This is a genomic window from Hyphomicrobium sp., from assembly GCF_019753045.1.
In the GTDB taxonomy this organism is placed as follows: Bacteria; Pseudomonadota; Alphaproteobacteria; order Rhizobiales; family Hyphomicrobiaceae; genus Hyphomicrobium_B.
On sequence record NZ_JAIELN010000010.1, the window covers coordinates 28,436 to 52,989 of the forward strand.

At 59.7% G+C, this 24,554-nt stretch carries 22 protein-coding genes; 10 read left to right on the forward strand and 12 right to left on the reverse strand.

Annotation, left to right across the window (positions count from 1 at the left end; translation table 11 throughout):
- Positions 1–18: 18 nt before the first annotated feature.
- Complete coding sequence (locus K2Q04_RS12360; protein WP_291164029.1) at positions 19–1,044, forward strand: aldo/keto reductase; 1,026 nt, start codon at positions 19–21, stop codon at positions 1,042–1,044.
- Between the two features lie 83 nt (positions 1,045–1,127).
- Positions 1,128–2,057: a polyphosphate kinase 2 gene (gene ppk2, locus K2Q04_RS12365; RefSeq protein WP_291164032.1), complete on the forward strand. Its 930-nt coding sequence runs from the start codon at positions 1,128–1,130 to the stop codon at positions 2,055–2,057.
- 73 nt (positions 2,058–2,130) lie between these two features.
- On the opposite strand, the gene K2Q04_RS12370 is transcribed toward ppk2, so the two are convergent.
- Together K2Q04_RS12370 and K2Q04_RS12375 are read right to left on the reverse strand one after the other, a co-directional pair.
- Positions 2,131–3,069, reverse strand: coding sequence for a hypothetical protein (locus K2Q04_RS12370; protein WP_291164035.1), 939 nt, complete (start codon positions 3,067–3,069; stop codon positions 2,131–2,133).
- 118 nt (positions 3,070–3,187) lie between these two features.
- Positions 3,188–3,868: a YggS family pyridoxal phosphate-dependent enzyme gene (locus tag K2Q04_RS12375; RefSeq protein ID WP_291164038.1), complete on the reverse strand. Its 681-nt coding sequence runs from the start codon at positions 3,866–3,868 to the stop codon at positions 3,188–3,190.
- Between the two features lie 171 nt (positions 3,869–4,039).
- Between K2Q04_RS12375 and K2Q04_RS12380 the strand changes: the two genes are divergently transcribed.
- The 6 genes from K2Q04_RS12380 (at position 4,040) to K2Q04_RS12405 (ending at position 10,665) form a co-directional block, all read left to right on the forward strand.
- The gene (locus tag K2Q04_RS12380; RefSeq protein ID WP_291164040.1) at positions 4,040–4,444 is read left to right on the forward strand and encodes a heme-binding protein; all 405 of its coding nucleotides are present in this window, start codon (positions 4,040–4,042) and stop codon (positions 4,442–4,444) included.
- 400 nt (positions 4,445–4,844) lie between these two features.
- Positions 4,845–7,469 (forward strand): leucine--tRNA ligase, encoded by a 2,625-nt coding sequence (gene leuS / locus K2Q04_RS12385; protein ID WP_291164042.1) that lies wholly within the window; start codon positions 4,845–4,847, stop codon positions 7,467–7,469.
- A 22-nt stretch (positions 7,470–7,491) separates the two neighbouring features.
- Positions 7,492–8,031: an LPS assembly lipoprotein LptE gene (locus tag K2Q04_RS12390; RefSeq protein ID WP_291164045.1), complete on the forward strand. Its 540-nt coding sequence runs from the start codon at positions 7,492–7,494 to the stop codon at positions 8,029–8,031.
- A gap of 38 nt (positions 8,032–8,069) precedes the next feature.
- Positions 8,070–9,116, forward strand: a complete 1,047-nt coding sequence (gene holA / locus K2Q04_RS12395) for a DNA polymerase III subunit delta (RefSeq protein WP_291164048.1) — start codon at positions 8,070–8,072, stop codon at positions 9,114–9,116.
- A gap of 63 nt (positions 9,117–9,179) precedes the next feature.
- Complete coding sequence (locus K2Q04_RS12400; protein ID WP_291164051.1) at positions 9,180–10,178, forward strand: adenosine kinase; 999 nt, start codon at positions 9,180–9,182, stop codon at positions 10,176–10,178.
- A 193-nt stretch (positions 10,179–10,371) separates the two neighbouring features.
- The gene (locus K2Q04_RS12405; protein ID WP_291164054.1) at positions 10,372–10,665 is read left to right on the forward strand and encodes a hypothetical protein; all 294 of its coding nucleotides are present in this window, start codon (positions 10,372–10,374) and stop codon (positions 10,663–10,665) included.
- A gap of 99 nt (positions 10,666–10,764) precedes the next feature.
- Here K2Q04_RS12405 and coaA read toward each other — a convergent pair whose 3' ends face one another.
- From coaA to mnmE, 7 genes are all read right to left on the reverse strand, one after another.
- Positions 10,765–11,739, reverse strand: coding sequence for a type I pantothenate kinase (gene coaA / locus K2Q04_RS12410; protein WP_291164518.1), 975 nt, complete (start codon positions 11,737–11,739; stop codon positions 10,765–10,767).
- A gap of 41 nt (positions 11,740–11,780) precedes the next feature.
- Positions 11,781–12,113: a phosphoribosyl-ATP diphosphatase gene (locus K2Q04_RS12415; RefSeq protein ID WP_291164061.1), complete on the reverse strand. Its 333-nt coding sequence runs from the start codon at positions 12,111–12,113 to the stop codon at positions 11,781–11,783.
- A gap of 115 nt (positions 12,114–12,228) precedes the next feature.
- Complete coding sequence (locus tag K2Q04_RS12420; protein WP_291164064.1) at positions 12,229–13,101, reverse strand: ParB/RepB/Spo0J family partition protein; 873 nt, start codon at positions 13,099–13,101, stop codon at positions 12,229–12,231.
- Between the two features lie 66 nt (positions 13,102–13,167).
- The gene (locus K2Q04_RS12425; RefSeq protein WP_291164067.1) at positions 13,168–14,013 is read right to left on the reverse strand and encodes a ParA family protein; all 846 of its coding nucleotides are present in this window, start codon (positions 14,011–14,013) and stop codon (positions 13,168–13,170) included.
- A gap of 4 nt (positions 14,014–14,017) precedes the next feature.
- Positions 14,018–14,674: a 16S rRNA (guanine(527)-N(7))-methyltransferase RsmG gene (gene rsmG, locus K2Q04_RS12430; protein WP_291164070.1), complete on the reverse strand. Its 657-nt coding sequence runs from the start codon at positions 14,672–14,674 to the stop codon at positions 14,018–14,020.
- Positions 14,674–16,665, reverse strand: coding sequence for a tRNA uridine-5-carboxymethylaminomethyl(34) synthesis enzyme MnmG (mnmG, locus tag K2Q04_RS12435; RefSeq protein ID WP_291164072.1), 1,992 nt, complete (start codon positions 16,663–16,665; stop codon positions 14,674–14,676). Before mnmG ends, rsmG begins: the two co-directional genes overlap by 1 nt.
- 136 nt (positions 16,666–16,801) lie before the next feature.
- Positions 16,802–18,115, reverse strand: coding sequence for a tRNA uridine-5-carboxymethylaminomethyl(34) synthesis GTPase MnmE (mnmE, locus tag K2Q04_RS12440; RefSeq protein WP_291164074.1), 1,314 nt, complete (start codon positions 18,113–18,115; stop codon positions 16,802–16,804).
- 72 nt (positions 18,116–18,187) lie between these two features.
- On the opposite strand from mnmE, the gene K2Q04_RS12445 reads away from it, so the two are divergent.
- Together K2Q04_RS12445 and K2Q04_RS12450 are read left to right on the forward strand one after the other, a co-directional pair.
- Positions 18,188–20,230, forward strand: coding sequence for a thioredoxin domain-containing protein (locus K2Q04_RS12445; protein ID WP_291164077.1), 2,043 nt, complete (start codon positions 18,188–18,190; stop codon positions 20,228–20,230).
- Positions 20,231–20,321: 91 nt separating this feature from the next.
- Complete coding sequence (locus tag K2Q04_RS12450; RefSeq protein ID WP_291164080.1) at positions 20,322–21,287, forward strand: sterol desaturase family protein; 966 nt, start codon at positions 20,322–20,324, stop codon at positions 21,285–21,287.
- A gap of 122 nt (positions 21,288–21,409) precedes the next feature.
- Here the strand turns inward: K2Q04_RS12450 and rho are convergent, their stop codons facing one another.
- The 3 genes from rho to hemE all read right to left on the reverse strand — a co-directional run bounded on the left by rho (position 21,410) and on the right by hemE (position 24,479).
- Entirely contained in the window at positions 21,410–22,675 is a 1,266-nt protein-coding gene (rho, locus tag K2Q04_RS12455; protein ID WP_291164083.1) for a transcription termination factor Rho, read from the reverse strand.
- Between the two features lie 202 nt (positions 22,676–22,877).
- A complete protein-coding gene (gene hemJ / locus K2Q04_RS12460) occupies positions 22,878–23,420 on the reverse strand; it encodes a protoporphyrinogen oxidase HemJ (RefSeq protein WP_291164086.1) in 543 nt (180 codons plus the stop codon).
- A 3-nt stretch (positions 23,421–23,423) separates the two neighbouring features.
- On the reverse strand, positions 23,424–24,479 hold the full coding sequence (gene hemE, locus K2Q04_RS12465; protein WP_291164089.1) for a uroporphyrinogen decarboxylase: 1,056 nt from the start codon (positions 24,477–24,479) through the stop codon (positions 23,424–23,426).
- Positions 24,480–24,554 lie beyond the last annotated feature (75 nt).

Sequence of the window (24,554 nt, forward strand, 5' to 3'; positions counted from 1 at the left end):
CAAAAAGAGGCTGTGCCGATGGAATACCGAAGACTTGGCGCATCTGGACTATCGGTTCCACTCTTGAGTTTCGGCGCAGCCACGTTCGGCGGTTCGGGCGAATTCTTTAGCGCGTGGGGCTCTACCGATGTCGCCGAAGCGCGCCGCATGGTGGATCTCTGCCTCGATGCCGGCGTCACGCTTTTCGATACGGCTGATATCTACTCGAATGGAAATTCCGAGACTGTGCTCGGCGAAGCTCTGAAGGGCCGCCGAGACAAAGTTCTCATTTCGACGAAAGCGACATTCCGTTTCGGTGATGATCCCAACGCCGTCGGATCATCGCGTTTTCACCTTTTGAAAACCTGCGAACAGGCACTGAAACGTCTGCAGACGGATCACATCGATATTTTCCAGCTTCACGGCTTTGATGCGTTGACGCCTCCGGAAGAAGTGCTTTCGACACTTGATCAACTCGTTCGCGACGGCAAAATTCGCTACGTGGGAATATCGAATTTCTCCGGCTGGCATTTGATGAAGTCGCTCGCTGTCGCCGATCGCTACGGCTATCCGCGCTACGTCGCGAACCAGACTTATTATTCCCTTGTCGGTCGCGATTACGAATGGGAGCTCATGCCGCTCGGACTCGATCAGGGTCTCGGCGCGCTCGTCTGGAGTCCCCTCGGGTGGGGACGACTTACCGGCAAGATCAGACGTGGACAGCCATTGCCGGAGACGAGCCGTCTTCACAAGACGGCGGAGCAGGGACCGCCTGTCTCGGACGAGCATGTATATAATGTCGTCGATGCTCTCGATGAGATCGCGAAAGAAACCGGCAAGAGCATTCCGCAAATCGCGCTCAACTGGCTATTCCATCGCCCGACGGTTTCGAGCGTCATCGTCGGCGCGCGCAACGAGCAGCAGCTACGGGACAACCTCGGTGCAACCGGCTGGAGCCTGACGCCTGAGCAAATGAAGAAGCTCGATGCCGCGAGCGAGACGGCGAAAGCCTACCCATATTGGCATCAGAGGAACTTTACGGAACGCAATCCGCCGCCGGTTTGAGGGGCTGGGGTCGCGTTGTCACAGGGTTGTCATCTGGCTCGCGAAAGGATCGCAAGCAATTGGGCGAACATAGACGGGCGATCATGGACGAGCAGGAAAAAGCCGAGCGGACACTATCAGCATCAGCGCGCATCGAGGCCGAAATCGCCGACAGCTTCGACGAGGAGCTGGAAATGGAAATGGATGATGGCCGGCTCGAACGGCTTCTTGACGGGCGCGATCGCGACGGCGACGCGGGCCTTCTCGATCGCCAAGTCTACTTCCAAGAGCTGTTCCGGTTACAGCGCGAGCTGATCAAGCTGCAGGACTGGGTCGTCAACACCAAGGCCAAGGTCGTCGTCATTTTCGAAGGGCGCGATGCGGCCGGCAAAGGCGGCGTCATCAAAAGGATCACACAGCGTCTCAATCCGCGTGTCGTACGCGTCGTCGCGTTGCCGGCGCCGAGCGAGAGAGAGCGTTCGCAATGGTATTTCCAGCGTTACGTTCCGCATCTCCCGGCTGGCGGCGAAATCGTTCTCTTCGATCGCTCTTGGTACAATCGCGCGGGCGTCGAGCGCGTCATGGGCTTTTGCACGGAGTCCGACCTCGAAGAATTCTTCCGCACCGTTCCCGAATTCGAAAAAATGCTGGTCCGTTCGGGGATCACGCTCATCAAATATTGGTTCTCGATTTCCGACGATGAGCAGCATTTACGGTTCGAGATGCGCATCCACGATCCGATCAAGCAGTGGAAGCTATCTCCGATGGATCTCGAGTCGCGACGGCGGTGGGAAGACTACACAAAAGCCAAGGAATCGATGCTCGAGCATACGCATATTCCGGAGGCGCGCTGGTGGGTGGTTCACGCCGACGACAAGAAGCGTGCACGGCTCAATTGCATTCATCATCTGCTGAGCCAAATGCCGTACGAGGAGATTCCGCGGGCACCGGTGGCGCTGCCGGAGCGTGTGTATCATCCGGATTATAGCCGGATGCCGGTTCCGGATGATCTCTACGTGCCGGAGATCTACTGACCGGCGCCGACGCGTATTGCCGTTGGAGCGGACAGCTCGGCTGACCGCCCAACGTGTCCACTAAAGGCTTCCGCTAGCGCATGCGGCGCGGGTTCAAGTAAAGGTCAGCTTCCTGGCGCTGGATGTCCGGCTTAATGCGTCCGTCATGAATATCGCGCGCTAGTTTCTTGACGTGCCGACGGGCACCGCCATTGAAGACGATCATGCCGGTGAAAAGCTTCATCACCATCAGCAGTCGCGGATCGGCATGATCGCCGCGTACCTTGCAACGCCATTTGCCGCCGATCGTGAACACGGCACCATCAATATGGCCGACGTGCTCGCCGTGCTGATCGATCAACGTGTAGTCGCCGCCGAGGTTGATGAAATCGCGACGGAACCTGTAGAATTTCGGCTCTCCACCTTCCATCAGGAAGAACGAGAAATTCTCTGGCATCAGCGGCCATTTGTGGGCTGAGCGTTCGAGATAGACGATATAGTCGTCGGGACTCGTATTGATGGAGTAGCAGGGAACGGGAAGCCCGTGCGCCGCGAGCGTCTGCTGCACAGACCGGCCCAGCATCATGTCCATGCTGGCCTTCCAATTCAAAGTCTCGGAAAACAGCTTGAAGACGAGCCGCTTGTTCATGCCGGTCGCGTCTTTCCAAAGCTCTCTGCGATAACCGAGGACTCCGGTGCGCGTGCCGTTCTCGATGACTTCGGCGAAGATATCCATATCGGTCGTAAACTGACGCGACTTGCCGCGATTGCGGTCTTTCTTCCAGAAGCCGAATTCGTACGAATTGAAATTCGTGATCCAGACATCGACCTGGAAGTCGTGCCAGGTTTTTCGCGCCGCGCTGGTCGCGTCATTCTTGCTCTTCTCGAGCTTTGAAGCGGTTGTCGCGGCTTTGGCCGTTTCTTCTTTTTTCGCCTGCTCCAGCACTTCCGCGCGCGCGACGGTCGCAGCTTCGGCAGCAGCGGCATTGGCTTCAACTTCGGCGATATCTTTTTTCTGAGCAGATGCAGTCATCGGGGAAAGTTACCTCGCGTGCGCCAACGCCCACACTCAAGCGAATCACTTGGGCAAGGTAGCACCGCGAGTGCTTGTCACTGTGTTCGTGAGCAAAATTGCCGTGGGAAAAACCGGATCAGCGGACGCCGAAAATAGCTGAACCCACACGGACATGCGTCGCGCCAAAGGCGATCGCGGTTTCGAAATCGCCGCTCATGCCCATACTCAGGCCGGCGAGGCCCATTTCGCGCGCAAGTTTCGCGAGAAATGCGAAATGCACAGCGGGCTCTTCCTCTACCGGCGGGATGCACATGAGGCCTTTGATCGCGAGCTTCAGGTCGTCGCGACAAAACGCGACGAAGGCTCGCGCATCGCCCGGCATGATTCCCGCCTTTTGCGGCTCTTCGCCGGTATTCACTTGAACGAAGAGTTCGAGGCTTCGGCCCTGCGCCGCCAATTCACCGGCGATGGCGCGAGCAATTTTTTCGCGATCGATCGTGTGGATCGCGTCGAAGAAGGCGACGGCTTCCTTCGCCTTGTTGGATTGCAGCGGGCCGATGAGATGCAATTTTACGTCCGGGAACTCGACGCGGAGCGGGGGCCATTTGCGCTCGGCCTCCTGGACGCGGTTTTCACCGAATATGCGCTGGCCAGCCTCAATGACGGGGCGGATCGCGCCAGCATCGAAAGTTTTGGAAACCACAACCAGTTCAACGCTTTCGGCGTTGCGGCCTGCGGCTTTCGCGGCGGCGGCTATTTCGTCGTTTACGCGCTTTAACCTATCGACTGCGCTTTCCTGATAGTCGTTCTGTTGCACGCGTGTTCCTCGTTGGTCTCAAGCCTTTCCATAGACATTCCGACCCATGTGGAACAAGTGTCGCAATTTCGCGCGGGCAACCTATGTAGAAGGCCGTGGCGCGACCGAAACGTCCGGCTTCGCTAACCGTCATCCCCCGAACCTTTAGACCGAACCTGAGGAGCATTCCCTATGCTGAAACTTGCCGACGCTCGCCGCATCATCGACGCCGCAGAAAAGAAGGCGAAGGAGATCGGTCAGCCCATGAACATCGCTGTCGTGGATGAGGGCGCGAACTTGATCTCGCACATCCGCATGGACGGGGCGTGGCTCGGGTCGATCAACATTGCGATCAACAAGGCCTTCACGTCGCGCGCCTTCAACATTTCGACGAAGGAATTGGCCGAGAACAGCCAACCTGGCGACCAGTTCTTCGGCATCCATGTTTCCAACCACGACCGCGTGATGATCTTCGCCGGCGGCATTCCGCTGAAGGATTCGAAGGGAGACGTCATCGGCGCCATCGGCGTTTCAGGCGGCAGCGGCGTGCAGGATCAGACCGTGGCAGAAGCGGGCGCTGGTGCGCATACCTGCTAATAGTGACGTTCTCGCCGGATCATGTGCTCGACATTCGGGTACAAGATCCGGCGGGTGCACTCTCCGGCGCTTAGCTGCTCGCATCCCGCACGATCTGACCGCTTTTATGTTTTTTAAGATGAATTGCTTTCCGTCGAGCTCCACCGGCACCCAGGCGCTCGTCACCACCCCCAACTGTTTCCTCGCTGATTTGACGCCCCCCTGGTTCACCTCATTGTTGTTCCTGCAACCTTGACGTAACAGCAGCCTCGTGTAGGCGATTACGCGGGCCCACTCTAATCCTGCTGGCCGATCCCGCTGACCCCGGCCGGCCGATTGTTGTCCCAACGACTTGACCGGCTTTACCATTCGGGCTCTTTACGGCCTTCCGACGAATTCTTGAACGAGATCCAAGGCCCCCATGGCCAATGAACGTTACAACGCGGCTGAGCGCGAAAAATACTGGCAGTCCGTCTGGGACAAGGGCGAGATCTTTCGCGCCTCCGAAGATCCCTCGCGTCCGAAATCCTACGTGCTCGAGATGTTCCCGTATCCTTCGGGACGCATCCACATGGGCCATGTCCGCAACTACGCGATGGGCGACGTCGTCGCGCGTTACAAACGGGCTCGCGGTTTCAACGTGCTGCACCCCATGGGCTGGGATGCTTTCGGCATGCCGGCGGAAAACGCTGCGATGGAGCGCAAAGTCCATCCCGGCGCTTGGACTTATGCCAATATCGACACGATGCGCGGACAGCTCAAATCGATGGGCTTGTCGCTCGACTGGTCGCGCGAGATCGCGACGTGCTCGCCGAGCTATTATAAGCATCAGCAAAAGCTGTTTCTCGATTTCCTGAAGAAGGGGATCGCGTACCGAAAGTCTTCGAAGGTCAATTGGGACCCGGTCGATCAGACGGTGCTCGCGAACGAGCAAGTTATCGACGGCCGCGGCTGGCGGTCCGGTGCGCTCGTCGAACAGCGCGAGCTGACGCAATGGTTCTTCAAGATCACCGACTATGCCGATGAGCTGCTGAGCGATCTCGATACGCTCGTGAACTGGCCCGAGAAAGTGCGCCTGATGCAGGCGAATTGGATCGGCCGCTCGGAAGGCATGCTGGTCCGGTGGTCACTCAATAAGAAGACTGCGCCGAAAGATTTCAGCGAGCTCGAAGTTTATACGACGCGGCCCGACACGCTGTTCGGCGCGTCGTTTCTTGCCGTCGCGGCCGATCATCCGCTGGCAAAAGCCGCCGCCGAACGCGATCCGAAGCTTGCCGCGTTTTGCGACGAATGCCGCCGCATGGGCACGTCGGTCGCCGATATCGAAGCCGCTGAAAAGCGCGGCTACGACACGGGAATTCGTGCCGTTCATCCGTTCGACGACGGATGGGAGCTGCCGGTCTACGTCGCGAATTTCGTTTTGATGGACTACGGCACGGGCGCGATCTTCGGCTGCCCATCGGGCGATCAGCGCGACATGGATTTCGCGCGCCGCTATCAACTTCCCGTCGTGCCCGTCATCTTGCCGCCCGGCGAAAACGCCGAGACGTTTCAGCTGACCGACAAGGCCTACGTCGACGACGGCACGATGATCCATTCGAGGTTTCTCGACGGCCTTTCGACGTCGGCCGCCTTCGAGGAGGCGGCGAAGCGCCTCGAGAAGCAGTCGCTCGGTTCGCGGCCGCAGGGCGCGAGAAAAGTCAATTACCGGCTGAGAGATTGGGGCATTTCCCGGCAGCGCTATTGGGGCTGTCCGATCCCGATCATTCACTGCAAAACGCACGGGCCTGTTCCAGTCCCCGAGAAGGATCTGCCGATCGAGCTGCCCGAGGATGCGACGTTCGATAAGCCCGGCAATCCGCTGGACCGGCATCCGACGTGGAAGCACGTCAACTGCCCGATTTGCGGCGAGCCTGCGGTTCGCGAAACCGACACCATGGATACGTTCGTCGACTCGTCCTGGTATTTCGTGCGCTTCACCGCGCCTGAAGCTCAGACGCCGGTCGATCTCAATGCGGCCCACTATTGGCTGCCGGTCGATCAATATATCGGCGGCATCGAGCACGCGATTTTGCACCTTCTCTATTCGCGCTTCTTCGTGCGGGCGATGTGCGACACAGGTCATTTGTCGTTCGCGACGAACACGCGGGAGCCGTTTGCTGCGCTCTTCACGCAAGGCATGGTGACCCACGAAACCTACAAGTCCGAGGACGGTCTTTGGCTCCTGCCGAACGAAGTCCGGATCGAAGGCGAGGGCGCAAATCGCAAGGCCGTCGAGGTTTCGTCCGGGCGTCCAGCCGCGATCGGCAGCATCGAAAAGATGTCGAAGTCCAAGAAGAACCTCGTGGACCCCGACGACATCATCTCCCATTACGGCGCCGATTGCGCCCGCTGGTTCATGCTTTCGGACAGCCCGCCGGAGCGCGACGTCATTTGGACGGAAGCCGGTGTTGCCGGTGCAGGCCGGTTCATTCAGCGCGTCTGGCGAATTGTCGAGGAGATTGCCGAAGCGTATCCCGGCGAAAAAGGCCCGAAACCCGATTCATTCGGCCCGGAGGCCCTTGAGGTCCGAAAGGCTGCTCACCGGGCTCTCGACGCCGTTGGCCGGGCCATCGAAGCGCTGCGATTCAACGTGGCGGTGGCCAATATCCACGAGTTTTCCAATGTGCTCCAATCGGCTTTATCCAAGCGCGGACCGGACGTTGCCTGGGCCGTTCGGGAGGCCGGAGAACTGCTGATTGTCATGATCGGCCCGATGATGCCGCATTTGGCTGAAGAATGCTGGGCGCGGCTCGGATACAACACGCTGGTCGCGAATGAACCGTGGCCAGCCCCAGAACCCGAGCTGCTCGTTGACGATCAAGTCACCATTGCCGTACAGGTTAATGGTAAGCGACGGGACGAACTTGTGATTTCGCGCAGTGCGAAGTCCGAGGAAGTTGAAGCGGCGGCGTTGCAGCTTGGATCGGTGGTGCGTGCGTTGGACGGGCGGCCGCCGAAAAAAGTTATCGTCGTTCCGCAGAGGATCGTGAATGTCGTTGGTTGAGGGGCGGGTTGGGAGACGTGGCATGTGCGGCAGCCGATGGGTTGCGCGCGGCCTTTTCGCGTCTTCGGTCTTTATTGCCGTTTCAGCTTTGGGCGGTTGCGGCGACGGCGGTTTCCGTCCCCTTTACGGCTCGGCGTTGATCAACGGTTCTGCCGTCACCGAAAGAATGGCTTCAGTCGACATTGCGCCCATTCCGGGCCGCGTCGGCCAGCGGATTCGCAACGAACTGATTTTCCAGGCGACCGGCGGGGGCGCTCCGAAACCGCCGCAGTACCGTCTCGACATCGCCATCCGCGAGTCCGTCACGTCGATGCTCGTTGCCGTCGATGGCAACGCGGGCAGCCAGATTTACAGCATCGACGCTTCGTTCAACCTCATCAGGCTTTCCGACAAGAAGGTCGTGGCGAGCGGCACAAGCTACGGCCGCGCTTCGTTCGATCGCGTGTCGTCGATTTTTGCCAACGTCGAGGCGCGTCAGAACGCAGAAAACCGGGCGGCCGAGACTGTCGGCCAAGAAATCCAGACCCGGCTGCTCGCAGCTCTATCGACCGGCAATGTCTAGCTCTGATATCTAGGGCACCGCCCTAGAAGAGCATCACGATGACCGCCGTCAAACCACAACAAGCTCCAGCGTTCATGAAGGCGCCGCCTGCCGATTTGGCGGCTGTGCTCTTCCACGGGTCGGACCCAGGACTCGTCAGCGAACGTGCGGCGGCGCTGGCCAAAAGCCTGGCGGCTCGAGAAAACCCGCCGGGCGAAGTTCTAAAGCTCGACGAAACGGAACTCGACGAAGACCCCGCGCGGCTCGAGACCGAGTTGCAGACACGCCCAATGTTTTCGGGACGAAGAATCGTCCGCGCCATCGCCAGCCGGCGCGTTTCAACGGCGCTTCTGAAACCGCTTCTCACTTCAGGGCCGCTCGAAGGCTTGCTGGTCGTCGAAGCGGGCAATCTCAAAGCGGACGACAGCCTGCGGGCGTTGTTCGAGACCCAGTCCCATTGTTATGCCGTCGCCTGCTATCCCGATAGCGCCGCGGACATCGACACTCTCATTTCGGAAGTCCTCTCTTCCTTCTCATTGACGATCGAAGGCGACGCCCGCGCGTTACTGCAAAGCCGGCTCGGCGCCGATCGCGCTTTGTCGCGAGCGGAGATCGAGAAACTCGCGCTTTTTTGCCTCGGCCGTCCATCGATCACGCACGATGACGTCGATGGGTTGGTTGGCGATGCGGCGGGGCTGGCGCTCGAACGGATTGCAGAAGCCGTCGCCGAGGGCCGAACGAAAAGTGCAATCAGCGATTTCGGCCGCGCGCTGGCGTCGGGCGAGAACGCGCAAGTGATCATCTCGATCGTGCAGAGATACTTCCTCAAACTGCATCGCGTCAGAAGCGACGTCGATGCCGGCCTGCGTCTCGACGATGCGCTAAAGTCCATTCGGCCGCCGCTGTTCTTCAAGCAAAAGGACAGTTTTTCGCGGCAAGTGCGAAGCTGGTCACGCGGACAGCTCGATCAGGCGCTCAAGCGGATTTCGGAAGCTGCGAAAGCGGCACGTCTTACGTCGAGCCTTGAAGACGTTATCGCCGAGCGCTTGATCCTGGCTCTCGCATCGATGGCCGCAGTGTCGGCGGCTGCGGCGGGCGGCCGCTAGCGGGCGTCTTGCGACCGTCTCTCGCGTCCCTATAGTGCCTGCGCAAATGGCAAGGGGGACGACATGACTGACGCGCGTTACGACGTGATCGGGATCGGTAACGCGATCGTCGATATCATTGGGCGCTGTAACGACGCCTTTCTCTCGGAGATCGGCGTTACAAAAGGCAGCATGCGCCTCGTCGACGCGAACGAGATCAAAAAGATCTATTCATCGATGGGGCCGGCCGTAGAGATCTCCGGCGGGTCGGCCGCCAACACGATCGCGGGTGTTGCCTCGTTCGGCGGACGCGCGGCATTCGTCGGTACTATTGCTGACGACGATTTCGGCAAAGTCTTCGCACACGACATTCGCTCGGTCGGCGTGGCGTTTACCTCGCCCGCGGTTTCCAATGGCGCGCCGACATCGCGTTCTCTCATTCTCGTTACGCCCGATGGCGAACGCACGATGAATACGTTCCTCGGCATTTCGACGAGCCTTGGAGAAACGCAGCTCGATTTGGAAATGATCCGCGCGGCGTCAATTCTTTATCTCGAAGGATATCTCTTCGACGAACCGCAAGCGAAACAGGCATTCCGAAAAGCGCATGAAGCAGCGAAAAGAGCGGGCCGAAAAACGGCGCTGACACTTTCCGATGGTTTTTGCGTCGATCGCCATCGCGGGGAATTTCTCGATCTCATTCGTTCCGGCGTCGATATTCTTTTCGCCAATGAAAATGAGATCAAATCTCTTTATCAAACGGACTCGTTCGAGGTTGCGGCAGAAAACGCGAGAAATGACACGAAACTCGCCGTTCTCACGCGCAGCGGCAAAGGCTCGGAGATTCACAGCGAAGGCCAATCGATACGGATATCGCCATTCCCGGTTGATAAAGTCGTCGATACGACTGGCGCGGGCGATTTATATGCGGCCGGATTCCTATTCGGATATGCGAAGGGATTAAATCTCGAAATTTGCGGCCGCCTCGCCAGTCTCGCCGCTTCGGAAATAATCAGCCACATCGGCGCACGGCCATCCATTTCGCTGGCCGAATTCGCGAAGCAACACGGCATTATTTCGTAACTCGGGGACGGGCGGCCGCCTTATCGTCGAATGGTTTTGAAATGCCTATTTCCTGTGAACGGCGTTCATATGGAGAATGTTTAGGGGGTGAAACGTGTCCAATTCGGACTCAAATTTATTCTCCCTGGAATTGGGGAATGTATTCGCGCAGTCTCGGAATTAACGAATCGCTTCGTTTCGAGGTTCGCTCAAAATGCTTCACACTCCCATTCGCCGTGGACGTCCGATAGGTACCGGTATCGATGATAGCGACCGTATTGCACGGCTGGACGAGTTGCTGAGGATACACCCCGAATTGAGACCGACGACCGCAATACGGTTGATGGGATATTCAAACCCATCGGCGATCCGCCGCCTTCGCGACAAATACAAAGTCTTTGCCTTGAAGACCCGTATCGAGTTTTCAAAAGACCTTCGGGAAGCCGCGCCGGTCTCTTCCGGACACGCCTCCGAGCAGGCGGCTCAGGCGATGCAGCCAAGTCGCTGAGCCTTTGCCGCAACCGACCTAATCGACAATTCGATTTCTGAACTCATCCTGTGAATCACTCACGGGCCGCTTCCCCAAGCGGCCCCTTTTTTTCGCCGTTTAAAGCTTGCGAAGCGACGCCGCTTCTACGCGATGGCTCTCGCCTTTTTGCAAAATGAGCTGGGCGCGGCGGCGCGTCGGAAGAATGTTTTCTTCTAAGTTCTTCAGGTTGATTTCGCGCCATAGCTTCAGCGCGATGCGGCGCACCTCATCAGGCGCGAGGGCCGCGTATTTATGGAAGTAGGCGCCGGGGTCGCGAAACGCGGTGCTTCTGAGCCGCATGAAGCGCGTCAGATACCATTTCTCGATCACTGCCGGATGAGCGTCGATATAGATCGAGAAATCGATGAAATCGGAGACGAATGGAATTGTGCTGCCGTCTTTCGGCATTTCGCCCGGCTGGAGGATATTCAGCCCTTCGATAATGAGGATATCGGGCTGATGAACCTCCACTTCTGCGCCGGGAAGAATATCGTATTGGAAGTGCGAATAGACTGGCGCCGCGACGCTCGATACTCCGGATTTCACGTCACCTAGAAAGCGCAAAAGGCGCTCGGTATCGAAGCTCTCAGGAAAGCCCTTGCGATCCATCAGGCCACGGCGCTGAAGCTCAACGTTCGGATATAGAAAGCCGTCGGTCGTCATCAGGTCGACGCGCGGATGGTCGGGCCAACGCGCAAGCAAGGCTCGCAACACACGTGCGGTGGTGCTCTTGCCGACCGCGACTGAGCCGGCAACACCGATGATGAAAGGGACTTTCGTATCTTTGCGCCCGAGGAATTCCGAGCTGACGGAATGTAGTTTTTGCGCGGCCGCGACGTAGAGATTGAGAAGACGCGACAGGGGCAAATAGATCTGCTCGACCTCGTCGACCGAAAGCTCCTCGATGATGCCCGAGAGCTGCTCGAGCTCATTCGGCTTCAGCGTCATCGGCGTATCGGCACGAAGTCTCGCCCACTCCTCACGCGTAAAGACGCGGTAAGGGGAAAAGGGGACACCCTCCGGACGGCGCGCCTCGCCGGGCGCCTCCGCCAGTGGTTGCGCTTTCGCCTTCTTGCGGGCCGCGGCGCGCGTTTTCACGATGCGCCTCGGGTCCGGGAGGCTTTCTCTTCAAGTCCCGAAGTGCCCATGCGCCCCTCCAGAACCTTCAGGACCTCCTGAAGAGTGACGTTGCGGGATTCAAGCAGGACGAGGAGGTGATAAAGCACGTCTGCGGCTTCGGCCTTGAGGGCCGCCGTATCAGTTCCCAAGGCGGCAATGACGGCTTCCACCGCCTCTTCGCCGAACTTCTTGGCGCAGCGCTCGGTGCCAGCAGTCAATAGCTGAGATGTATAGGACTTTCCACTCGTGTCGGACCGCCGCGAGTGGACGAGCGCGGCAAGGCGATCCAACGTATTTACATCACTCATGTTTGTGTCTCGTGCGATTGGGCTCGAGCGCACGAGCCCCTTGGCGCGCACAGCATCAAGCCGCCGCGAGAGCGTCAAGCGGCGGCTCTAAAATTGCGACAGAAAGCTTAAAAACTCAACCTCCGCCAAGGCGTTGGCGGATGTAGTCGAGCTGGTCGAAGTTGCCGTACCTGATCGTGAGGGTGCCGGTTTCGCCGGATCCGCGGCGGACTTCGACCTTCAGGCCGAGGAGATCGGTCAGTTCCTTCTCGAAGGCCTTCGTATCGGCATCCTTGTCGCGCGCGCGACGGTTACCGGTCGGGCCTTGTTCTCCGAAGGTTTGGACAAGCGCCTCGACGTCCCGGACGTTCAAGCTATCGTCGATGATCTTCTTGGCCAGCGTCTCGGCATCGGTGCGGCCGATCAAGGCGCGGGCGTGACCTGCCGTGAGCTGTCCCTGCTGGACGAGCGATTGCACGCCCGTCGGCAGCTTCAGCAGCCGGAGCGTGTTCGCGACGTGGCTGCGGCTCTTGCCGATGATTTCGGAGAGCTGCTCCTGGCTGTAATCGAAGCGCTCGACCAGTTCGCGATAACCAGACGCCTCTTCGATCGCGTTGAGGTCCTGGCGCTGGACGTTCTCGATGATCGCCAGCTCAAGGACTTCGCGGTCGGTGAGCTCGCGGATGATCACCGGGATGTTGTGCATCCCGGCCTTTTGCGCCGCGCGCCACCGTCGTTCGCCGGCGACGATCTCGTAACCGCCCGACATGCCGTTCGGACGAACGACGATCGGCTGGACGAGGCCTTTGGTACGGATCGATTCCGAGAGTTCCGCGAGTTCATCTTCGCGGAAGTCCTTGCGGGGATTGAGCGGGCTCGATTTGACCTCAGCGATCGAGACCATGCGCTGCTCGCCTTCCGGCGGAAGGCGGTGTCCGAGGGGTGCCGGGTCTCCGATCAGAGAGGCAAGGCCACGTCCCAGGCGGCTCTTCGGCACTACGGAATTCATCTGCTTCTTCGTCCCCTGCTTGTCAGTTTATAGCTGCAAAACCCCAGTGAATTCGCCCGTTCGCGCTCAGGCTGCCTTGTAGCGCCGTTCGCGTTCCATGATTTCGGTCGCCAGCCGGATGTAGGCCTGGCTGCCGGCGCAATCGTAATCGTAGAGGAGGATCGGTTTGCCGTGCGACGGCGCCTCGGCGATGCGCGTGTTGCGCGGAATGACGGTGTCGTAGACCTTGTTGCCGAAGAAGGCGCGGACGTTGTCGGCGACTTCGCGTGACAGCGACGTGCGCCCATCATGCATCGTCAGCACGACGCCTTGGATCTCGAGGCGCGGGTTGAGCGTCGCGCGGATTTGCTCGATGGAATCCTTCAACTGCGAAATACCTTCGAGCGCGAAGAACTCGCACTGCACGGGAACCAGCACGGCATGCGCCCCGGACATCGCATTGAGCGTCAGCAGGTTCAACGACGGCGGACAGTCGATCAGGACATAGGTGAAATGGGTGTCGGCATCGCGCGCGCGCTGATGCCCGATCATGGCCGTGATCGCGTCGCGGAGCTTGAATGCTTTGTTTTGATCGGTTGCGAGCGCTGCGTCGATGCCGACGAGATCGCTGTTCGCCGGCACGACGAAGAGGTTCGGGACCGCGGTTTTCAGGACCGTGTCGAGGATCGCGGCATTGCCGGTCAATACGTCGAACGTCGTCTTGAAGCGCTGCTCGATATCGATGCCGAGGCCGGTCGATGCGTTGCCCTGGGAGTCGAGATCGAGAATGAGAACCCGCTCGCCCACGGCCGCCAAGGCGGTGCCGAGATTGATTGCGGTCGTCGTTTTGCCGACGCCGCCCTTCTGATTGGAGACAGCCACGACACGCGGTCCCGCGTTCGCACCGCCCGTGCCTGATACGTAGCCGGCCACGGGTTTATCCCTCCATCCTTGGCTTCAACGCTTTGAGCAACACAACGCGGCCAGCCTCTTCCGTAACGCTTGGAATCAGCTCAAAGGCAAATTGCCAGTCTCGAGCTGCGTTCTCGAGTTCGGCCGAGACGTCACGGCCCTTCAAGAACATGCCAAGCGTAGAAGACGCAAAATAAGGTGCCGCGATCTCGACCAGTCGCGAGAGTGGTGCAAGAGCGCGCGCGGTAACGCAGTCGGCCTTGCCTACCTTAGCCTGAGTCTCGGGATTTTCGATCCTCATGCCCAGAATGTCCACAGCAACGCGGGTTTCGCGGGCGACTTCGCGCATGAATGCGGCCTTTCGGCTGTCGCTCTCGACCAATATGTGGCGCGTGCCGCCGGTTTCGGAAGCCATGATCGCCAGGACGAGACCGGGGAAACCGGCGCCGGAGCCGAGATCGAGCCAGGTTCGGGCATTTTCTGGGCGGTAGCGCCAGAGCTGGGCGCTGTCAGCCAAATGGCGGTGCCAGATCTCGTCGAGCGTGCTCGGTGCGACGAGGTTGATCGTTTTCTGCCAGCGTTTGAGAAGAGCTGCGTAAGTCTCTAGTTTTTCACGGACTTCGCGTGAAATTCCGAAACGCCGCTGGAATTCTTCCGGGGTATCGATCCGCACCAGGCTCATCAGGCGCTCTTGAACTCGCCCTGGGGGACGGTCCTGCCTTCGCCCTTGTTATCCCTCGTCCCGTCCTTGGCTGCCTTGAGCCGGGCGAGCAGGGTGAGAAGCGCGGCGGGCGTCATACCCTCGAGCCGTCCGGCCTGGGAAATCGTTGCCGGGCGGTGGCGAGCCAGCTTCTGCCGGATCTCGGCGGACAGGCCCGGAATAGCGGCGTAATCGAAGTCGGCCGGGATGCGGACGGCTTCGTCCCGCTTCAGCTGGGCCACATCTTCGTCCTGGCGCCGCAGATAGGCGGCATACCGGCCATCGACCTCGAGCTGGGCCGCCACGGCCGAATCGATCTTGCCGATCTCAGGCCAGACGGCCTTCAGGCGGTCGAGGGAGATTTCCGGAAAAGCCAACAACTCGAAGGCCGTACGACGGCGGCCGTCGCGGTTGACCGCGAAGCCATGGCGAGCGGCTTCGGTCGGGGTCATGGCGAGCTGGTTCAAGAGGTTCAGGCCGTCGGCGAGGGCCTTGGCCTTGGCTTCGAACTTGCGGCGACGCTCAGGGCCGATGCAGCCGAGTGCTATACCTTCCGGCGTCAGGCGCTGGTCGGCGTTGTCGGCGCGCAGTTTCAACCGGAATTCGGCCCGTGACGTGAACATGCGATAGGGCTCGGAAACGCCGCGGGTAATGAGGTCATCGACCATCACACCAAGGTAGCCGGCGGTGCGCGAAACGGCGTACGTTTCACGTGAATCCTCCATATCCGCTTGATTTGTTTCACGTGAATCCGTTTCACGTGAATCACTGGAGGTTGAATCGCGCGTGGTTTGGCTTGCCGTCAGGGCGGCGTTGATGCCGGCGAGCAGACCTTGGGCGGCGGCTTCCTCGTATCCGGTCGTTCCATTGATCTGACCGGCGAGGAAGAGGCCCGGCAGGCGCTTGACCTCTAATCCCGGAGTCAGCTCGCGCGGATCGACGTAGTCGTATTCGATGGCATAGCCAGGGCGCTTGATCACGACATTCGCGAGACCCGGCATCGTTTTAAGGAAGGCGTCCTGGACTTCCACGGGAAGCGATGTCGAGACGCCGTTCGGGTAGATCGTGTCGTCGTCGAGGCCTTCGGGCTCGAGGAAGATCTGGTGGGCCGCGCGGTCGGCGAATCGCACGACCTTGTCCTCGATTGACGGGCAATAGCGCGGGCCAACGCTTTCGATTTGGCCGGAATACATGGGAGAACGCGCGAGATTGGCGCGAATGATCTCGTGCGTTGCCGCGGTCGTGTACGTGATCCCGCAGGCGATCTGCGGGGTCTTGATGGCCTCTGTCAAAAACGAGAAGGGCACCGGGTCGTCGTCAGCCTTTTGCATTTCGAGGCTCGCCCAATCGATCGACTTGCCGTCGAGACGCGCTGGGGTGCCTGTCTTCAGGCGGCCGAGCTTCAGCCCAAGCCCGTAGAGCCGCTCGGAGAGCTTGAGGGCAGGGGCTTCGCCAGCCCGGCCGGCCGGGATCTTCTGCTCGCCCATATGAATGAGGCCGTTGAGGAAGGTGCCGGTCGTCAGAATGACCGCGCCTGCCTTGAGGTGCCGGCCATTCGCCGTGATCACGCCCTGGACCCGGCCTTCGTTAACGATGAGGTCTTCGACCCCGCCTTCTATGACGTCGAGGTTCGGGATAGCGGCGATTTCGGCCTGCACGGCCTGGCGGTAAAGCTTGCGGTCCGCTTGGGTCCGGGGGCCGTGGACTGCCGGGCCTTTCGAGCGGTTGAGCAGCCGGAACTGGATGCCCGCTACGTCCGCGACGCGGCCCATCAGGCCGTCGAGGGCGTCGATTTCGCGGACCAGATGGCCCTTTCCAAGGCCGCCGATGGCCGGATTGCACGACATTTCGCCGATCGTCGCGAAGGCGTGGGTGACGAGCGCCGTCCGCGCGCCCATCCGGGCCGCAGCTGCTGCCGCTTCGGTTCCGGCGTGGCCGCCGCCCACTACAATGACGTCGTACGTGCTGTTCATGGCGTGGATCATGACCTGGGACCTAGCGCATCCGGGGATCGCGCAAAAGGCGGTATGTCGCCGGAGGTTGCCCACAGGAGTCTGAAAAATGGGGGCTTGCGAATCCGAGAATCATTTCACGTGAAACCTTTTGGACTCACTTGCCGATGCAGAATCGACTGAAAATTTGGTCAAGGACGTCCTCGACGTCGACCCGGCCAGTGATCCGGCCCAGCGCATGGGCAGCGCGGCGCACGTCTTCCGCCCGGAGTTCAATGGCGTCGGCCGGGCCGCTAAGGAAGGCGCCGATATCCTTCAGGGCATTTTCCAGGGCTTCGCGGTGCCGGGCTCGCGTCAGCGCCGGTTCGGTTCCGGTGCCGACGGCCGCATGAGCGCGGCGGGCGATCTCGGCGATGAGCTGGTCGATGCCGGCGCCGGTTTTGGCCGAAATCGCTAAGCCACTGATTTCCGACTCAAATCCAAGATCTTGTTTGGAACGGATTTCAAGACTTGTTTCACGTGAAAAACTAAGTGGCGGAATCGATTCAGAATTTTCCGTTAACCACAGCACCAGGTCGGCGTCGCGAGCGGCGGCGAGGCTGCGCCGGATGCCCTCGCGTTCGATATCGCTCGCGGCTTCACGGATGCCGGCGGTGTCGGAAACGATGACCGGGAGGCCGGCGAGATCCAGCCTGACCTCGATGACGTCGCGGGTCGTCCCAGCTTCAGCGGAAACGATTGCAGCTTCGCGGCGGGCGAGGACGTTCAACAGACTCGACTTTCCCGCGTTCGGCGGTCCCAACAGGGCGACACGAAAGCCGTCGCGAAGAATCTCGCCGCGATGGCGGTCGTCGAGATGCGCGGCGACTTCTTTTTGAAGCGATGCTGCGCGTTTTCTTGCTTCGGCAAACGACGATGCCGAGACATCACCTTCATCGGAGAAGTCGATTGCCGCTTCAGTCAGCGCGGCAATCTCAATCAATCGCGTCCGCCAGCTTTCGTAGATCTTCGAGAGAGAGCCTGCGGTTTGCGCCAATGCCTGGCGGCGCTGGGCGTCGGTTTCTGCGTCGATCAGATCGGCAAGGCCTTCAATCTCCGCGAGATCGAGCTTGCCGTTTTCGAAGGCGCGACGGGCGAATTCGCCGGGCTCCGCCAAGCGGCATCCGGCTATTTTACCGAGCGCCGATAGGATCGCGGCGATGACTGCGCGACTTCCGTGGATCTGGAACTCGGCGATGTCTTCGCCTGTTTCGGTCGAAGGCGCCTTGAACCAAATGACAACGGCTCTATCGAGCGCTTCTCCGGTCGTTGGATGTTTGATGGTCCGGTAAGCAGCGAAGCGCGGCTTCGGCAATGGCCCAGTCATCATTTCGAGAGCCTGCTGCGCAGCAGGCCCCGATACGCGGATCACGGCGACGCCCGCGCGTCCCGGTGCGCTCGATAGCGCGAAGATAGTTGAAGCCTCATTCATTTGGTTCGCGTACTCGTAGACGCCGTCGGGTGCAACCCGATCACGAAATTCCTCCTAACGCCACAGAGTGCAATGAGCGAAAACCGGCTGAAATACGAGACGAGCCCCTATCTCCTGCAGCACAAGGACAATCCCGTGCATTGGTGGGCGTGGGGTCCGGAAGCGCTTGCCGAAGCGAAGCGGACGGGAAAACCCATTCTGCTCTCCGTCGGGTACGCTGCATGCCACTGGTGCCATGTGATGGCGCACGAAAGTTTCGAGGACGCGGCGACGGCCGAGGTGATGAACAGCCTCTTCATCAACATCAAGGTCGATCGCGAGGAGCGTCCCGACATCGACGCGATCTACATGGGCGCGCTGCATCGGCTCGGCGAGCAGGGCGGATGGCCGTTGACGATGTTCCTCGACAGCGAGGCAAAGCCCTTCTGGGGCGGCACGTACTTTCCACGTGAATCACGCTACGGGCGTCCTGCGTTCGTAACCGTTCTTCTCCGCATCGCGGAGGCCTATCAGAACCAGCCCGACAATGTGCGCAAGAACACCGAAGCACTTCTCGCATCGTTGAAGGATGATGCCGTCACGCAGTCTCGCGGGAACGTGCCAGGTCCCGACGTCCGCGATCTCGTTCAGCGTATCGCGCGTGCGGTCGATCGCGAACATGGCGGTCTCTCGGGTGCACCGAAGTTTCCGCAATGGAGCATCTTCTGGCTGCTATGGCGGGGAGCCATTCGCTTCGACGAGCAGCCTGCGAAAGATGCTGTCGTCACGACGCTTCGTCATATCTGCCAGGGCGGCATCTACGATCATCTCGGCGGAGGCTTCGCGCGCTATTCCGTCGATGAGTTATGGCTCGTGCCGCACTTTGAGAAAATGCTCTACGACAACGCGCTGCTGATCGATCTCATGACAGAGGTTTGGCGCGAGACGCAGGAGCCTCTCTTCAAGATCCGCATCGCGGAGACCATCGCGTGGTTGACGCGAGAGATGATTGGAGAAGCCGGCGGGTTCGCGGCGTCGCTCGATGCCGACAGCGAAGGCGAAGAAGGTAAGTTCTACGTCTGGAGCCCAGCGGAAATCGTGGAGGTTCTCGGCGCAGAGGATGCGGAATTCTTCGGACGCATTTACGGCGTGACTCCCAACGGCAATTTCGAAGGGCACACGATTGTCAATCGTCTCGACTCGCTCGCTTTGCTTTCGGATGCGGAAGAAGAGCGACTGGCTGCAATGCGTGGGAGGCTTCTGTCGCGTCGCGCGCTGCGCATCCGTCCGGGATGGGACGACAAGATCCTCGCCGACTGGAACGGTCTGATGATTGCCGCGCTGTCGCGCGCTGCGGTCGTGTTCGAAAATCCGGAATGGCTTGCTCTCGCCGAGCGCGCATTCGCGTGTGTCACGACGAAGCTCTCTGCAGGCGAAGATCGTCTGTTCCATTCGTATCGCGATGGTCTCGCAAAGGCTCCGGCGACGGCGTCGGATTATGCGAACATGACCTGGGCCGCGCTTCGCTTGTTCGGCGCGACGCAATCGGAAACCTATCTCGCTCAGGCGCAGCGTTGGGCTGAGGTTCTCGATCGGCATTATTGGGATGGCGAGGGCGGCGGCTATTTCACGGCGGCCGACGATACGACCGATGTGGTGGTGCGCCTCAAAGCGGCAACGGACGATGCTGTTCCGAGCGCCAACGCGATCCAGCTTTCCAATTTGATTTTGCTCAACGCTCTGACTGGCGAGAGCCGGTACGATGACCGGGCGCGGGAACTCACGCGTGCTTTTGCGGGCGCGGTGGCGCGAGCGCCAACCGGACACTGCGGTCTTATCGCTGCGGAACTGGATTTGGATCGTCTGGTTCAGGTTGCAGTCATCGGCGGCGGCGATGATCGCCTTGCGACGGTTTTGCGCAATATATCGTTACCCGGTGACGTGGAGTTCATTTCCGCAACGGCGACGTCGTTAAGCAGTCAATCGGCTCTCGGCGGTAAGTCCAGCATCGGAGGAAGATCAACGGCTTATGTGTGCACGGGTCCGGCCTGCAGCGTGCCTTTGCATGAGCCTGACGAATTTCTCGAACGGCTCAGAGCTGCGCGGGGCGAAAAGAGAGAAGCAACTTTTCGATGACTCTTTACCGCGTTGAAACGTCTCAGAGTTCAAACGCTTGGCTGAAACAGCCTCGGAGCGATATAGAGGCTGTGTGGAAAGGCCACGTTGTATGAAACTTTTGCGTGAAATCGTTCGCTACGGATATGCCCCCTTCATGATGTTCGGGCTGACCGCGGCCGCCTATTGGGTGGTTAGCGAGCTCGTCGTCGCGCGGGGCAACCATTGGGCATATCTCTGGCTCGTGCCGCTGCTCGCAATAGCCTATGCAACTTCATTCGCGGCTGAGAAGATCGCTCCGTTTTTTGATGAGTGGAACGACCACTCCGAACACGGCGACATGGCTGCCAACACAGCGCACATCGCGGCTTATGAATTGTCGGCGATGAATGGCGTCTTCCTGATCCCGGTCATCTGCTGGCTTTTCCCGTTCCAGGGTATCTGGCCGACGCATTGGCCGATGTGGACGCAAGTGCTGATGGCATTCCTCGTCGCCGACTTCGCGTTCATGATGATGCACTATCTGAGCCATCGTTATGCGCCGCTCTGGAGGCTGCATGCGGTCCATCACGGTGTCGGCCGGCTCTATGGCTACAATGGCGTTATTCGCCACCCCATCCATCAAGTCATCGATATGGTCGTCGGCAACATGCCGCTCGTGATCATCGGCATGCCGGTCCCGGTCGCGGTGGTGCTTGGCTTCCTGATCTCGGTGACGCTGATCGTGCAGCACTCGAATGTCGATGCGCGGCTTGGACCGCTGCAGGGACATCTGTCGATCGGCCGTCTCCATCACATGCATCATGTCAATTGGGGCACGGAAGGCGACTGCAATTTCGGCCTGCTTTTGACGATCTGGGACAAGATGCTCGGCACGTTCAACGACAAGCCGAAGCGCGAGATCACGTCCAAGGATATGGGCATCGACGAGCTGCCGAATTTCCCGAAGGGTTATGTCGAACAACTGCTGCTGCCGTTCTACTACGAGCCAGGCAAGGGCGAGCCCGAGCGCTATAAGAAGCTTGCCAAGACGCCGGCGCAGGAAGCGCGCGAGCAGATCATTCACGCGGCGGAGTAGTCTAGCGGGCCGCCGGTCAGATGTATCTGACGGCTTCCGCTCTCTGACGTCTTTCTTCTATCGACCAACAAAAAAGGCCGCTCGATTGGGCGGCCTTTTCACGTGAATCACTTGTAGATACTTTACGTGTTCATCGACTGGAAGAACTCGCCGTTGGTCTTGGTGGACCGGAGCTTGTCGATCAGGAACTCGATGCCGTCCATCGTACCCATCGGATTGAGGATGCGGCGGAGGACGTAGACCTTCTTGAGCTGATCCTTCGGCACGAGCAGGTCTTCTTTGCGCGTACCCGAGCGCGATACGTCGATCGCGGGGAAGACGCGCTTGTCGGAGACCTTGCGGTCGAGGATGATTTCCGAGTTGCCGGTACCTTTGAACTCTTCGAAGATGACCTCGTCCATGCGCGAGCCGGTATCAATCAGCGCGGTCGCGATGATGGTCAGCGAACCGCCCTCTTCGATATTGCGGGCTGCACCGAAGAAGCGCTTCGGCCGTTGCAGGGCGTTCGAGTCGACGCCGCCGGTCAGAACCTTGCCGGAAGACGGCACGACCGTGTTGTAGGCACGACCTAGACGCGTGATCGAGTCGAGCAGGATGACGACATCCCTCTTATGCTCAACAAGACGCTTAGCCTTCTCGATGACCATTTCCGACACTTGGACGTGGCGCGACGGCGGTTCGTCGAACGTCGAGGAGATGACCTCGCCTTTGACGTTGCGCTGCATGTCGGTGACTTCTTCCGGCCGCTCATCGATGAGCAGAACGATCAGGTAGCATTCCGGATGGTTGGCCGTGATCGAATGGGCGATGTTCTGAAGAAGAACGGTCTTGCCGGTGCGCGGCGGGGCCACGATCAGGGCGCGCTGGCCTTTGCCGAGCGGCGAGACGATGTCGATCACGCGGGACGACAGGTCTTTGATGGTCGGGTCTTCGATCTCGAGCTTGAGCCACTTCGTCGGATAAAGCGGCGTCAGGTTGTCAAAGTGGCTCTTGTGCTTGGTCTTCTCGGGGTCTTCGAAGTTGATGTTCGAGACCTTGAGGAGGGCGAAGTAGCGTTCGCCGTCTTTGGGCGATCGGATCTGGCCTTCGACCGTATCGCCCGTGCGGAGGGCAAAACGGCGGATCTGCGAGGGGGAGACATAGATGTCGTCGGGACCGGGCAGATAATTCGCGTCGGGCGACCTTAAAAAGCCGAAGCCGTCCTGCAGGACTTCAACGACACCGGTCGCGGTAATTTCGGTTTCCTGGGTCGCGAGCTGCTTCAGCGTCGCGAACATTAATTCCTGCTTACGCAGGGTCGAGGCGTTTTCGACACCGGCCTCTTCGGCGAAGGTGACGAGCTCGGCGGGGGATTTCCGCTTCAAATCCTCGAGCTTCATTTGCTTCATTGAAAAAGAACTCCACGGAGCGCCGCGTTTACGCGGAATCGGGTGGTGAGGTGGGATGAATGAGCCTGGCATGACGGCGACGAGGCGGGCGCCTCGTCATGGACCGGCGGGCGTTGACGCATCAAAACGTCGAAACGTGCCGTCTGCCAAAATCCTATGAGGACTGTATTTCCATAGCAGATAGGCGCGGTTCTGGAAAGTCTCAAAATGGCTTTACAATTACAAGGATGACAATGCCGATCATCAGCACCGCCGGTACCTCATTGATAATCCGCCAGTGACGCGCGGGTTTCGTGTTGCGATCTTCACGAAAGGCGCGAGCCGAAGCAGAAAGATAGCCATGCAACCCGGAAAGGATGAGGACCAGCGTAATTTTGGCGTGGAACCAAGGTGCTGACCAGAAGTGACCCGTGGTCACGAGCCATAAGCCGAGCACCCAGGCGATGATCATTGCCGGCGTCGCGATGATGTTGAGAAGCCGGCCTTCCATCACCTTGAAGTTTTCGGACTGCGCGGAGCCGATGGGCGCCTCGGCGTGATAGACGAAAAGCCGCGGCAGATAGAGCATAGCCGCCATCCAGGCGATGATGGCGATGACGTGGAAGGATTTGATCCAGAGATAGGCGTCTGCCGGGAAGATGGCGACGAAAGCCGCGGCCATTAGAATGGTCACGACCAGCGCAATCGCGGCGCGGCGCGCTGGGGAGCCTGCCGAAGGCGAGACGGTGGAGGGAGCGTCTGACATTCTTCAGTTTCCCTTTTCGCGGACCCTTTGAACAAGCCGAGCGACGTTCTCGGGCGGCGTTTCCGGTACGATGCCGTGTCCGAGGTTGAATACAAATGGCAGGCCAGCCATCGCCTCGCAAATTGCGCCGGCGCGGGCGTCGAGCGCGTCGCCGCCGGCGACGAGAAGCAGGGGATCGAGATTACCCTGGACGACTTTGCCTGTTTTCGCGATCGTTTGCATGACGCTCAGCGGGCAGGACGTATCGCAACTCACGCCATCGACATTCGTGCCGTCGATGTATTTTTGAAGGAGTGCTGCGGCTCCGCGCGGGAACCCTATGATCGGGACTTTCGGGTGACGCCGCCGGATCTCGGTGACGATACGCGCCGTCGGAGCAATGACCCAGCGCTGGAATTCGTCGTCGGCGAGACTACCAGCCCAGCTGTCGAAAATCTGCAGAGCGTTGGCGCCGGCATCCACCTGGTTGGAAAGGTACACAATCGAGGCTTCGGTCAGCAGATCGATGAGCTCGGAGAAGCCCTGCCGGTCGCGATAAGCCCAGCTTCGCGCTGCGGCCTGGTCGGTCGATCCGCGGCCTTCGGCCATGTAGGTCGCAACGGTCCAAGGTGCCCCACAAAATCCAATCAAAGCCGTTTCGCGCGGCAGCTTTCGGGCGAGCAGCGCGACCGTCTCGCAAACTTTTGCGAACTTGTAGTGGGTGTTCGATAGGGTGAGTCGGCGCAGATCATCAACCGACTTTATCGGCTCGAGGCGGGGACCCTCGCCTTCGGCAAAACGGACGCTTTGGCCAAGGGCGTCGGGAACGACGAGAATGTCGGAAAACAGGATTGCGGCGTCGAAGCCGTAGCGCCGGATCGGCTGCAGCGTCACTTCGGCAGCGAGCTTCGGCGAATAGCACAGGTCGAGGAAGGTTCCGGCTTCGGACCTGATCTTGCGGTATTCCGGCAGATAGCGGCCGGCTTGGCGCATCAGCCAGACGGGTGGTGGTTGAACGGCTTTGCCCGAAAACGGGGTCAGGAAGTGCTTCAGAGGCCGGTTGGCGTTCGGATCGTGCAACGTCGTTCTTCCCTTCCCTTCACTTCAAATCAGATAAGTTTTCTTGAAGCTTATTTTTTTGACTCTTAGGGCAGC